The sequence below is a fragment of the Amycolatopsis palatopharyngis genome (genome assembly GCF_003385185.1).
GTDB classification, from domain to species: domain Bacteria; phylum Actinomycetota; class Actinomycetes; order Mycobacteriales; family Pseudonocardiaceae; genus Amycolatopsis; species Amycolatopsis palatopharyngis.
In genome coordinates, this window is record NZ_PQHZ01000090.1 from 1 (window position 1) to 12,237 (window position 12,237).

Annotated in this window: 15 protein-coding genes; 8 read left to right on the forward strand and 7 right to left on the reverse strand. The window is 64.8% G+C overall.

Translation table 11 applies throughout. The annotated features are described in order from the left end of the window. Positions 1–672: 672 nt before the first annotated feature. The 5 genes from D0C15_RS32870 to D0C15_RS32890 are packed head-to-tail and all read right to left on the reverse strand — an operon-like array spanning position 673 to position 2,897. Positions 673–1,224: a DUF6624 domain-containing protein gene (locus tag D0C15_RS32870; RefSeq protein WP_116051950.1), complete on the reverse strand. Its 552-nt coding sequence runs from the start codon at positions 1,222–1,224 to the stop codon at positions 673–675. Further along, positions 1,221–1,709 carry a hypothetical protein gene (locus D0C15_RS32875; protein ID WP_116051951.1) on the reverse strand — a complete coding sequence of 163 codons (489 nt, stop codon included), beginning with the start codon at positions 1,707–1,709 and terminating at the stop codon, positions 1,221–1,223. Before D0C15_RS32875 ends, D0C15_RS32870 begins: the two co-directional genes overlap by 4 nt. 5 nt (positions 1,710–1,714) lie before the next feature. Next, positions 1,715–2,266 carry a hypothetical protein gene (locus tag D0C15_RS32880; RefSeq protein WP_116051952.1) on the reverse strand — a complete coding sequence of 184 codons (552 nt, stop codon included), beginning with the start codon at positions 2,264–2,266 and terminating at the stop codon, positions 1,715–1,717. Next, entirely contained in the window at positions 2,260–2,541 is a 282-nt protein-coding gene (locus tag D0C15_RS32885) for a hypothetical protein (RefSeq protein ID WP_116051953.1), read from the reverse strand. The genes D0C15_RS32880 and D0C15_RS32885 overlap by 7 nt, the downstream gene beginning before the upstream one ends. Beyond that, positions 2,538–2,897, reverse strand: a complete 360-nt coding sequence (locus D0C15_RS32890; RefSeq protein WP_116051954.1) for a hypothetical protein — start codon at positions 2,895–2,897, stop codon at positions 2,538–2,540. The genes D0C15_RS32885 and D0C15_RS32890 overlap by 4 nt, the downstream gene beginning before the upstream one ends. Positions 2,898–3,903: 1,006 nt before the next feature. On the opposite strand from D0C15_RS32890, the gene D0C15_RS32900 reads away from it, so the two are divergent. From D0C15_RS32900 to D0C15_RS34440, 3 genes are all read left to right on the forward strand, one after another. Beyond that, a complete protein-coding gene (locus D0C15_RS32900) occupies positions 3,904–4,767 on the forward strand; it encodes a helix-turn-helix domain-containing protein (RefSeq protein WP_228714345.1) in 864 nt (287 codons plus the stop codon). Positions 4,768–4,801: 34 nt separating this feature from the next. Next, positions 4,802–5,032, forward strand: coding sequence for a DUF397 domain-containing protein (locus D0C15_RS32905; RefSeq protein WP_116051957.1), 231 nt, complete (start codon positions 4,802–4,804; stop codon positions 5,030–5,032). 172 nt (positions 5,033–5,204) lie between these two features. Further along, the gene (locus D0C15_RS34440) at positions 5,205–6,605 is read left to right on the forward strand and encodes an NsdA family TPR-like regulatory protein (RefSeq protein WP_137097488.1); all 1,401 of its coding nucleotides are present in this window, start codon (positions 5,205–5,207) and stop codon (positions 6,603–6,605) included. A gap of 9 nt (positions 6,606–6,614) precedes the next feature. Here D0C15_RS34440 and D0C15_RS32915 read toward each other — a convergent pair whose 3' ends face one another. After that, positions 6,615–7,283 carry an HAD family hydrolase gene (locus D0C15_RS32915; RefSeq protein WP_116051959.1) on the reverse strand — a complete coding sequence of 223 codons (669 nt, stop codon included), beginning with the start codon at positions 7,281–7,283 and terminating at the stop codon, positions 6,615–6,617. Positions 7,284–8,000: 717 nt separating this feature from the next. Between D0C15_RS32915 and D0C15_RS32920 the strand changes: the two genes are divergently transcribed. From D0C15_RS32920 to D0C15_RS32940, 5 genes are all read left to right on the forward strand, one after another. Beyond that, positions 8,001–9,164, forward strand: a complete 1,164-nt coding sequence (locus tag D0C15_RS32920) for a hypothetical protein (protein WP_162830365.1) — start codon at positions 8,001–8,003, stop codon at positions 9,162–9,164. A gap of 132 nt (positions 9,165–9,296) precedes the next feature. Beyond that, on the forward strand, positions 9,297–9,476 hold the full coding sequence (locus D0C15_RS32925; protein WP_162830366.1) for a hypothetical protein: 180 nt from the start codon (positions 9,297–9,299) through the stop codon (positions 9,474–9,476). Next, positions 9,473–10,177 carry a hypothetical protein gene (locus D0C15_RS32930; RefSeq protein WP_116051962.1) on the forward strand — a complete coding sequence of 235 codons (705 nt, stop codon included), beginning with the start codon at positions 9,473–9,475 and terminating at the stop codon, positions 10,175–10,177. The genes D0C15_RS32925 and D0C15_RS32930 overlap by 4 nt, the downstream gene beginning before the upstream one ends. 460 nt (positions 10,178–10,637) lie before the next feature. Then, positions 10,638–10,967: a hypothetical protein gene (locus D0C15_RS34445; protein WP_162830367.1), complete on the forward strand. Its 330-nt coding sequence runs from the start codon at positions 10,638–10,640 to the stop codon at positions 10,965–10,967. A gap of 187 nt (positions 10,968–11,154) precedes the next feature. Further along, entirely contained in the window at positions 11,155–11,403 is a 249-nt protein-coding gene (locus tag D0C15_RS32940; protein ID WP_116051964.1) for a hypothetical protein, read from the forward strand. 123 nt (positions 11,404–11,526) lie between these two features. Here the strand turns inward: D0C15_RS32940 and D0C15_RS32945 are convergent, their stop codons facing one another. Then, a complete protein-coding gene (locus D0C15_RS32945; RefSeq protein ID WP_116051965.1) occupies positions 11,527–11,748 on the reverse strand; it encodes a hypothetical protein in 222 nt (73 codons plus the stop codon). Positions 11,749–12,237 lie beyond the last annotated feature (489 nt).

Consider the following 12,237-nt stretch of genomic DNA (forward strand, 5'->3'; position numbering starts at 1 on the left):
CTCCCGGCCTACCGGCAGGGGCACTGTCTTTCACCAGGACTCGAAATCCAGGAACCGAGAGTGCTCACCTGCCGGCCGGCTACCAGCAGGAGTGTGCCGGATAGCTCACTCCCAGAACTGATTAGGAACTCAAGAACCTGACTTTCTCGCAGTTGCGGTTGAGCCTAGAAGTTGGGTGCGCCCCCTACCGCATGCGGGAAAGCAGGGGGCGCCGGACTCCGACGAGGATGCCCAAAGACAGGAGGACTACAAGTTCTCCAAGCCGTCTCGACTCGTCGGAGAAGATCAATATCTGGCCGGTGTTCCGGTGGTCGCCGGCCCGCGGCGTTGGGGCTCGGTGCCGACGGGTTCGCAGCGGTCATTGAAGATGTCGCTCAATGTCACAGTCATCTTCAGTACGCATCAGGCCCGACCTGATGCCGGCAGCATGACTCGGAGGCCAATCAGCGACGTGAGTACGCGGTCGGGGTGTCGGGATTGGGTACAACAGCGCGAGGCTCTCCACGGCGCATTCCGGGCAAATTCGTTGGTTCACGGGTCGGCGCGGGCTCAGGGAGTCGAGCACGAGTTGGCCGTCGTGCAGGTGGCGGGTGCAGACGGAGACGTCGGTGCCGGGTAGAGCTGTGTGGGCGCGCTCGCGGTGGTAGGGGCTGATGCCCCAGTGCAGTGTGGTCATCGGGACCCTCCGGGGGTTGCGGTAGTGATCTCGTCGTAGTTGAGGTAGGCGGTCTCGATGTCGGAATCGGGGATCGGGTCGAGGCCTATGTCGGCGCGTGCGAGATTGACTTCGGCCGGGCGGTGCAGCGGGTAGAGGCGGCCGGGCGCGCTGCCGATCTGCAGCCACTGGGTGCAGTAGTGCTGTGGTCGTCTCTGGTCGGTGGCGACCCGATCGGCCAGGTAGGCGAGGTCGCGCGATGCGGCGTCCTGGTTGGCTACGGCGGCGCGCAACTGGGGTAGCCACCACGCTCGGTACGGGGCGGGTGCGTGCTGGGCCAGCAGCCAGGCGGCGTGGGCTCCATCCACTCCGACGGCGCGGTGACCGGGCCAGCCGTGCACCGCCACGATGGGCGCGAGCCAGCGCACGTTGTCCTTGTCGACTTGATGAACGTGTTGCCACTGTTGTGGTGTGGGAGCGACCGGGTCGAGCTGTGCGCGGGCGCGCTGATCGCTAGCGGCACGATCGATCAGTTCGTCGCGCAGCGCGAAGGCGATCGAGGGCGTCATGGCTTCTCCTGTCGGGTGTGCGGCACCGAGGCGGCCAGTGCGCAGGTGGTGGCCAGCAGTGGGGCTTGCGCGGGCAGATCGGCCCGGGTGGGCCAGTCGATCCAGCGCCAAAGATTGAGCGTCTCGGTCTCTGGCGAGGGCAGGACCACCAGCGCGTTGTCGCCGATCACGCTGATACCCATCAGCACCAGCGCGGCCACGTGTTCCAGGGTCGCGCTGCCAGGACCGCTGAGGAACGTCCACCGCTCTCCGCCCGGGTGCACGATCGCCGGGGCTGGCATCGCACGCACCCGCAAGCTGGGAGCGACCTTGCGGCCCAGCGCGGCGGGCATCGTGACCCCGCCGAGCAGACCTCCGAGACGCAGCACGATCCGGTTGCCGTCTACCAGCTGGGCGGGCAACCCGCACACCACCCCGTAGTACTCGCACCGCAGCCATGCGGAGTCTCCGGCGGCGGCCGGGGGTGCAACGACCTGGACAGACATTCCCCTCAGTCCCTTCGCCTGTCGGCGTGCAACGCGGCCCACGCGGTGGCGTGATCGGGCAATCGCCAGTCGGTCGCTTCCGGTGCGACTCGCCAGCGGGAGATCCGCCATGGCGCCTGGCTCGGCGGCAGCAGCAGGCACCCCTGTCGCGTCGATCGCGGAAGGTGGCTCGCCGCGTGGTGAGGGGCGTGTTCGACGATGAGATGCCAGCGCGGGCCTGGCCCGACCAGGATCGGCCCGAGACACCCTGCGTCCCGCAGGACCGCTTCGGTCCGGCGATCACCGGCACCGAGATCGATCGACCCGACCGCGCCAGGGCACAGGAGAATAGGCCAGGGCTGGTCCGTCCACGCCTGAAACGCCTCGTCCTGAGACAGGGGCCCGCCACGGCACACCAGGTCGGCCTCCTCGGGCCGCGACTCGGGGTCGAGGGTTCCCGCGCCAGGATGTGCAGCCGGGATACCAGGGCAGATCGGCCAGCCATGTGCGGCGTAACCGGTCGCGGCGCAGCGCATCTCCGTCAGCTCGCCCGCCGGATACGGATGTGTGCTCAACACTGAGCATCACCCGCCTCTGGCTCTGGCCGGAGCACCTCGTCCGCGGACGCACCTTGGTCGCTCGGCACCGTGGGGGTGAACCAGTCATGGAATTCCGCCACCGTGCGGCGCGGTTGGTCCGTGTTCAGCCGATACAGCCCGTCGAGCACCTGCTCGTACAACACAGCGCGCTCCGAAACCGCATCGTTCGAAGGCGCGGGAGTGGGTGCGGTCGACGAGACCGGACTGGGCAGGGGCTCGGGTACGTAGGTTTCGTCGAGGGCGCGCCGATTCACGATGTCGGCCTTGCCTGCGCGACCCGCTCCAGCAACGCAATCACCACGCTGAAGGGCGGCAGCAGCGGGTTTCGCTCAGGAGGCAGCACCCAGCCGCAGTCCCCCGAGCCCGTTGTCGCTCCTCCGGGATTGGAGGGCAGCGCGAACGACGTCCCCTCCGGGTACAGGCGCACCCCGGCCTGTATCAAGGATTCCGGCAATGCGAAACCGGCTCGACGGCGCGTCGCGGTCAACACCGTCCACCGCCGGGGCGCGTGCCGCAGGACAGGACCACGCAGGCAACCCGCCCAGAGTTCAGCGACCACTGGCCGCGCCAATTCCACCGGTACGTCGATGGCATCGACGGCCTGCCTCATCAGGGTCGTTGCACGGCCCCCTGCGCCGTGCAACGACCCTCGGTGGTGCTGACGACTGATCATTTCGCAGGCTCCAGTCATCACGCAGCCTCCGACAGGACAGCAGTTGAGCGCAGCGCATGACGGCCACTGGGCTCGCCATCACCATCGTCACCGAAATCCACTCGAACCCGTCCGGCCGCCGCCTCCACGTGCGAACCAGCCGGATGCTCGCAATGTGGCGTCGGCGCAGCACCGGGATGGCTGCGAGGGGCGGGCACTCCATCTCGCGCAGCCCCATCGAGCCGTGCATACAGCTCGATGGCCTCCTTCAGCGCGGCACGCAACCGGCCCGCCGCCAGAGGATCGAACACCGCGACGCTGGAGCCGTCGATCGTGAGCTGAGGCCCGTGTTCAGCGATCGAAACCTGCGCATACCTGCGGTGGCTATCGCAATCACGACACGGCACCATCCATGCGCTACGCCGGGGCTTCCAGCCCACTCTGACCAGCAATGCGAGGATCGTTGAGCACCTACGGCGTTTCATTCTGCGCCTCCCGTAGCCGTCACGGAGTGCGGCAGCGCACGCCGACTGCGGTGTGTCTGCGTTGGTGAAGAGCGAAGTTCCGAAGTGGCTCTGTTAGCACGTCGGCGGTTCGTCGGCTGGACGACCGATACCCGGGGCGCCTTGCTACGTGGCCCGGTAAAGCCCTCGCCCCGGCAACGACGGACTCTGCGCCGTTCGGCGGCATGCCACCAGCTTGCGGTGACACCAACCAGGCACCCCACGAACAAGGCTGCGAATGCCAGCAGAAGCAGCGGGTTGACGGGCGGGGTGTGGAAGACCGAGGAGGCGACGTCCACGGTCGGTCGGCTGGTAACGTAGATATCGAACATCTAGGCACCTCGCTAGGCTGGGAGCACAAACGGGTTACCTACTGACCATAATTTAGATATCTATATTAGATAGTCCGCCATTTGGGTGAATGATCGGCGACCGGGGCGATGAGGAAACAGGAGACCAGGGTGACGCAGGGAGTGGAGCAGCCTCAGCATCTGCCGGTTGCCGTTATGAAGATCGTTCTCGGCAGCCTCCTGGAGCGCCGACGCAACGAAGCTGGAGTAACGCAAGAACGGGCCGCGCAGAGCCTCGGCTGCGGGCAGTCGAAGATCGCGTACATCGAGGGCGGCGGCGGGATCAAGTTGGCAGAACTGAACGTGCTTCTGGAGCTCTACCAGGCAGACGAAGCCGATGTCGCCTATGCGCGGTCGCTGCAGGCGGAGAGCAACAAGCGCGCCAAGCGTGGCGCGTTCAGCACGCGCTTCAAGCAGCAGCTACGGCTCTTGGTAGACGTCGAGCCCACGTGCAACAGACTGCTTAGTCACAGATCGACGGTCATTCCAGGCCTATTGCAGACCGAAGCGTACATGCGCGCCCAGGCACGTTCTTGGCGTCCGTCGCTCACGTCGGAAGAGATCGACCGCGACACGGCCAACCGGCTCGGTCGTCAGTACGTTCTCGACCACGAGCACCAGTACTTCTGGTTCATCCTTGACGAGGCTGTCCTGCGTCGCACGCCGCTGCCAGCGAAAGAGATGAAGGCTCAGGTCACGCATTTGATCGACGCGATCGACCGGCCCAACATCGAGATCCAGCTCGTACCGTTCAGCGTCGGGTATTACATGGGACAGGGCCATGACTACAGCGTGTTCCGGTATGAGACGAAGCCTCCGGTGAGCGTGGTCTACCTGGAGCGATACAACAAGGGCGAGTACGCCGAGTCTAAGGAGACCAAGGGATACCTGGAACTCTTCGATCAGCAGAAGGCAGCCGCTGCTGGACAGGAGCACACGAGGCGCCTGTTGCTTGAGTTCGCCGCTAGCCTGTAGATCGAACGACTTTCACGAAGGGGTGTCACCCGCGATGCACATTCAGAACAGCCACAAGTCACACCTCAACACCGACTTCACCGGCTGGGCGAAGTCTCCCGTCAGCCATCCCAACGGTAACGAGTGCGTCGAGATTGCCTTCACCGACAACGCCGTCGGCATGCGGGACAGCCGCAAACCTGACGGCGCAGTGCTCGTCTTCGACCATGCCGAGTGGAACGCCTTCGTCGCTGCAGTCGAGTCTGGTTTCTTCCGGCGCCAGTAACACCCGGCTGCGACTTGGCCAGTCTATGCCTCAAATCATCGAGAACATACTGCCACTAGACAGCCACGACACAGCCATGTCGCCGCCAGTTCCTAAGCAGCCACCGTGCGCGGCATATCCCCAATTCAACGAAACACACCGTTCGCGCAGGGAGAGGAGGAGTCGTTGACTGATGAGCAGCACTCGACGCTACCCACCCAATACCAAACTGGCCTGGGAACGACTTCAACACGGCTGGAGTCGTCAAGAACTGGTCAACCAGATCAAACGGAGCATGGAGCTCGCAGGTGACGGCGGCTGCGGCCTCACCGCAGACACGGCTCGCCGTTGGGAGTCTGGTGAGCGGTGGCCAGAGCCTCAGTTTCGTAAGCACTTGGTGCTCGTCTTAGGCAAGCCAGCCACTGAGCTGGGACTGCTCACCGATGACGAATTGGCGCTAGCACCGACCGAAGCCCAAAACGAAGTGCTGTCGCCCGAAGACCGCCAGCTGGACGGCCTTGCCTGCCAGGTAATGACGAGTATGTGGGACATGGGGAAGGGCAATGGCCGTGGGATCAGCCGCCAGACCTTCCTGCGGATACTGCTCGCCGTTGCCAGCACCGTACCGTTGCTGCCTCCAGACCTCGCCGAAGCCGCCGACACAGTGACGAGCCCGAATGCCGCGGCCCGAGACCCCAAGGTCCTCGCCGGCTATTCGGACATCACCGCTCGACACCGGCAGCTCTACTGGACTTCGCCACCAGGGGCCCTGCTCGAAGCTACCGTCGCGCACACTCAGCTCGGCGTCTCTCTCCTTCGTGCCCGACCGGCGTCGTCCTCGGCCCGTGAGCTGGCCTCCTCCGTTACTGAATCAGCCCTGCAAGCCGCACGGCTGGCATTCTTTGATATCGGCCAGCCAGAACTCGCCGCCTGGCCCTTCTTGATCGCACAACAGGCAGTAGACCTGGCTCGCGATTCCGCGCTGGCTGCCGCCGTGGCGGCCCACCGATCTTTTGTCCCGGGCTTTCGCGCCGCAGTGGGGGATGCAGCTGCCGCACGTGCACTGCTTGAAGTAGCTTCCGCACATGCGCGATACGCTGGCGGCCCACGCTTGCGCTCATGGCTGCATTGCGTGGCAGCGGAAGTCCAGGCACGCACTGGCGACACGGACGCCAGCCGGGACCGAATCCGCCAGGCTCAGGAAGCCCTCCACACCGAGGGCGCCGATCCAGAATGGCTCGATTTCTTCGACGAAAGCCGTCTCGCGGGATTCGCCGGGAACGCCGAACTGCTCGCTGGCCGCCACAAGTCAGCCAGTCGATGGTTGCAACAGGCCATAGAAAACCTACCCCAGAGTGAGAGCAAGCAGCGCACAGTCCTGCTCTTCGACCTGGCCCTAGCGGCAATCCCGAACGACCCGGACAAAGGCGCAAGCCTTGTCCACTCCGCGTGCGAAGAACTTGAACGAAACCCATACGCAGCAGCAGCACTCCGCATCCCAGCTGTGACAACAGCACTGACTGGCACGCCCTACGAACGCGAAATCGCGGATCGAACGCACGGGTTGCTACCGTCTGTACCTGCGCTCGGCTAGGGGGTTCCTCTACCGACTTGCCTCGCCGATCACGTTGTACTGCTTGACTAAGTTCGCCAGCCCGCGCAGATCTGGGATGTCAAAAAGGAGTCCTTGCTCGGCATCGGTGTCCGCGAGAATCCTCCCCCATGGGCCTCGACGCACCAGGGCCGTCTTCAAACCGAGCGCCTGCGCGGGACGCACGTCCCAGTCGAGCCGGTCGCCTACATACAGGACGTTCTCCGGTGGCGCGTCCGCTTCCTCCAGCAGTCGGTGAAAGAACTTGTCGGATGGTTTGTCTGCACCCCAGCTGCTCGACGTCCCTAATACGTCCAACGGCAGCTTCAGGTCGCGCAGAATCGCTTCGGCTCGAGCTGTCTGATTTCCTGAAACACCAACGAGAATCCGTTGCTGCTGAAGTTCGCTAAGGCAGGCCCGGACGTCGGGGTAGAGGTCTTGTTCGTCAAAGGTCTCTGGCTTCCCGGCTTCTGCTCGACGCTGACGTTCCGCAGTGAGATCAAAGCCGGGACGGAAAATCTGGAACACTTCGCGATAGTCATGACCCATCGCGATAACCGAACCGAAGACAGCAGAGAACTCGTGCCTAGAGACACCCAACCAGTCCGCCCACGTGCCGTACTCCCGAGTTTCGTTGACCAGAACTTCGCCCACGTCGAAGAACGCAGCCTTGATCACCATGTGTTCTCAGCACCCTTCTCGTCGCTTCACTCTACATTCTGCCCGACGGGCAGCTGCGCTCCGCGCCAGGCCATAGCATGGCTGCCTGCTGGCAGTGACATGGCGGCTACTACCCGCGCACGCGGGCATGTTGAATGCGTGAACCGAAGCCCAGCGAGGAGTTGACAGCACGCAGGTGACATCGTCAGCGAACAGGAAACTGCGGTAGCAATCTTGTGGCACTTCAGAGCTGCAGCCTTACCTAACCTCGCTCATTATGACCAGATCACGCGGGGGTGAGAAAATGACTGTTCGTCTACGCCAATTCGAGTCGTCACGTTTTCCAGTCCGCAAAGCGCTGCTTCCGCGCTTGCATAATGGACTGACACGCGGAAGTCCTCGATGTATTCCGATGTACAGGCTCGGCAGATTCTTCCACCTGTGTGCAGGATATTCCCGGATGACCTTTACTGAGATGTCAAAATCTGGAACCGATGCTCCGCGAAACCCTAGAACTATGCTCCCTGACCAGAATCATGAAGACCAGTGACTGGTTTGAACAACAGACCCAAGGCGTCCTCACCTCTATCAGCCCAGGCTCATCCCTCGGGGCCTGGTAGCGAGGTGAGGCACGGGGCGGCACGACCATTCGGCGCTTCGACGACTCCCCCTCCTGCCGATGGCCGTGCCGCCCCAATCCCTGCACGCGGGCTAGAGCCAACGCCGCTGGTGATCGTGTTGCCTGCGCAGACCCGGGCGGACACCGTGGCGGCCGTGGCCGAGTACACCGAGCGCGCGGTCCTGGCGACGACACCTGCCCGCTCGGTCAGCACCGTGCTGGTGGACACCAGCGCTGCCGACGATCGCAGTACGCGGTCGTCGTTCCAGGCCGCACGGTTGTGGGGTTCGCGTCTAGAACTAGGAGTTCCCGGCGCCGAGTGGGGTGCCGCAGTAGCACGGGGATTGCGACACGCCGCGCAAATCGGCGCCAGGGAGGTAGTCCTGGCCGATTCAGCGGTACCTGCGGATCTTGATGCACCGGCCGGACACACCCAGATCGCGTCGGCATTGACGCAACTGCGTGCCCAGGAACGGCCAGGAGTGGTGTGCAGCCCGTTGGCCGCTCCGTGGTGGCAGCGTCTGCTGGCCATCCACGTGCTGCGGCCGATGTGCGCACCCACACTGGGAGTGACGCTGCTCGATCCACAGGCCCGCACTCTGGTGCTGTCCGGCACGGCCATACCCGCCGCGCTCGCACCTACCTGGGGATTGCTGCGCATGAGCTGGGAGCACGGGCACGGCCTCGGTATCTTGGCAGCCGTCTGCCAAGCCGGTCTGAACCTCGGACAGACCCTGCCCCGCATCCCGCACCCAGACGTGTTCGCTCGGTCGATGAGGCGAGACCCGCTGGACCGCAACGACGCTGCTCCCCTGCTGCGGATCGCGCTGCGGATGGCGTCGATCCCCACAACGGCGCGCGAGCCAGCTCCGGTGGTGCCGTGGGTGGCCGATCTCGGCTTGATTCGGGGACAGCTTCCGCCACCGGAGGTGTTCACCGCGATGCTGACCCAGTGCGTCCAGGCAGGCCACGAGGCAGCGGCGCCCGCGGGAGTAGCCGCGGGCTGGCCCGAGCCGTTGCTGGCCTCATGGCACACCGCACGCACATTAAGAGCCAATATCCCCGCGCTCACGGAAGGGCTATGGCTGGCCTACCTGGCGCGACTCGGGCCGTGGCTACGCTTCGCCGCCAGCGCGGGTGGCTACACCCTGCCCGCCCGCACGTCGGTGGTGGCGGCGGCGCGCCAGTTCTTGCTGGCCACAGGCACACCGATCGCGGCCGAGCAGACCGCTGACGATTCCTACGGCGAGGACCTCGTCCCACCTCTTCCCGGCACTGGCTGAGCGTCGCAGGGCTCACCGGTCACGTCTCCCGACGCGAAGTACCCAACGAGGAAGGTTCAAATGCCACGACGACATTCAGCACCGGGTGACACCGTGGACTGCACAACGGTCAGCGGTCGCGACTGCGCCGAAGTGTTCACCACCGCAGGCACATGGCTGGCCGACCCTGCACAGGCCGACCTCCAAGTCTGGGGCGCCGAACTCGACCAGCCGCGTCGTCGCGATGCCGAATCCGACACGAATACGTATCTCGACCTGTTCTACACACGTTCCGGCGACGAAGCCCACAGCATCCAGGAACAAGTCGAATGACCACACAGGCCAACCCAGACCGTCTCGTCGCGCGGATCGCGCTGTTCGGAGCACTCGCCAGCGCCTTCCACGGAGCACACCTCTGGGCGGATCACTGGCTGCAGAGGCCGAAAGACGCTGTCCTCAAGGGCTTGCACGGCGACGAGCTCGTGTATCCCAGCGACGGCGCCCTGGTCTGCGAAGTCGAGGGCCCGCGTGAGGGTGAGGTTCCGGTGCCGGCCTGTGTCGTCGGCCGCCGCGCGGCCACTAGTCACGTGCTGACTTATACCGCCGGGCAGCTGGTCGTCACCGAGGCCGTGGCACGCGCTCTCGGCATGCGGTTGCCGTGGCGTGCCCGGCTTGTCGGCACCGCGATCAATTTCGGGACGCACTGGATCATCGACCGCCGCCACTTCCTGCTGTGGCTGGCACAGCGAGTCAACCACAAGGACACCTTCATCGCGTACGCCACCGTGATGCGCAAACCCGACACCCCGCCGGACACCTCCGGGCCAGGCACCGCGCTCTACGACCTCGACCAAGGACTCCACAAGGCACTGGGGGTCGTGGCCGCCGCGGTGACCGCCCGACTTGCCGTGCCCGGGCCGTGTCGCCGACGGCGAGGTGCCCCCTGCGAGTCCCCGGCTCCGCCGCTCCAACAACCCAGGCCAGGCAACAGCATCGATGTCTTCGGCGAAGGCGTGGAGTGGCCCCGTGGGTAAGTCGGTTCCCGATTTCGATTGGGCACTGGAGAACCTGGAGTTCCGCGATATCGAGCACCACCCGACCTACGGTCCGCTGCTCGAACAACTCCTCGTGAAGCGTTTTCGCGCCAGGATGTCGCAACACGCCCTCGCCGACCGGTTCGGCTTTCCCCTCAGCGGGATCCGCCGAGTCTTGCGCCGTGGCGGTGCGGCAACCCGTCCGCAACCCGAGCCAACCACTACCCCGCCGCCCAGTAGCGCCGACCTGGACTCGTGTTCCGATCAGGGCTCGCCTGACCCCCTTACCGCACGAGAGGAATCTTCAGCGGAAGAGGTGACTACGGCACAGCTGTCAGAGGAAACCCTGGGGCTGTTCGCCACAGGCATTGGCGAGGCAATGCGGTTCGAGCGCAATCGTCGGGGGTGGACCCGCAAAGAGATGCGACGCGAGATGGGGACAGACCGCTCACTACAGACCATGGCAACGCACGAGCTCGGAACGCGGGCGATGTCGATGTGCCAGTTCATCGAGTACTGCCATGTGCTGGACGTGCGGCCAGGACCGATGGTCGATCGGGTGTACCACGACGTGGTCGACACACGCGAGAACGCGATAGTCATAGCGGACCTGGACAAGCTCGCCAGGTCCGAGTACCCGAACCTTGCCGCCTGGGCCGAAATCCGGCTGCGTTCCCTTCCCGCGTCCGCCAGGGGAATGTTGCCCCTTCCCCGGCAGGCCCAGGACGCGCTCGCCGCGCTGTGCAAATTCGAGCGGCGTCAACTCTTGGAAATCCTGGGCGCCGCGTAGATGTCCCGCGCAACTAGCCGGTCCTGCGTCGACAAACGTCGGTGCCATGCGCGTCCCGCATCTAGCGCTCTCCAAAGGGGCCGACCTGGTGTGGTGCCCGAGTGCTCTCCGGTGGCTTCACACGCCCGTAGCGACCCGTCAGGTCTACCGGCAGAGTCCCGTCCTCGACCGGAAGGAGCCAGTGGCGATGAGCGACTGGTTCCTTCCATCGGAAGAGACCGTGCGGTTCCACCCCGTCCCACCGCCGGAGACGTCGTCCGAGCGGACCGTACAGTTCCCTGCCATCCCAGGTGAACCCCGAGCGGAGCAGACGACGGACCTGGTTCTGTTCTCCACCCCACGCCCTCGCAAGCTGCACGACTGGATCGCCGCGCAGATGCCTGAACCCGAGCCCGAGTGGCCGACCGTGGACCTGGATTCCCAGGACTACACCTGATTCCACCCACGACACATCGACCCGTGCATGAGACATGCCCCCTCCCGGAGCACGTCTCCGTTAGATTCCGCCAATGTGACAGCCCCTCGGCTCTACACCCATGCAGGGGCCAGGAAACAGCCGCTACGAATCGAGCCGATCGTGCGACAGGCCTATGCTGGGTGGCAATTGCCGAACACCGGATCTGCGTCGCCACCTGGCGGCCGATATCCACCCCACCAGCACCAGCACTCCCATCCCCGCCGCAACGAACAGCCCCTCGCGCCAACCCACGAACAGCACCATGAGCGACGCCGGTGTCACGATCGCCAACACCGCCAGCCCGAACCCTTCGCCGTCGATCACTCCACGACTATAGACCGTCATTCCACATGCACCCTCATTTGCAATGATCGCGAGAAGCATTTCCTGGCGACGTTTGGTCACGGTGAGAGCGGTTGTCGGACACTCCACTCAGAGAGCAGCGCAACGACATTGCTGCTGCGGTTTCGCAGTAGCAAGGCAACTAATGGGACTCGTGGCGCGTTACCGACGCGAGGGCGCCGTCCGCGTACGGAGACATCGAGCCACGTCACCAAGATCGGGTCGATCCATGAAGTGCAAACGCTAAACCGCCGTCCGGCCGCCCGCTTCGCTCAGCTCGACACCGGTTTGCGCGCAACGGCACCGGGACTGTGTCGTGAGCGGTGTTTCTGGCCCGACACGCCGGGGTGAAATCCGGCGGGATGGGTACGGACAGTGATGGCATCCGATGCTGTGAGCGCGGATCAGAGGAAGATGAGGAAGTCGGAGCGGGAGCGGTCGGCCGAGCAGGCTGCCGCGGCGGCGATGGTG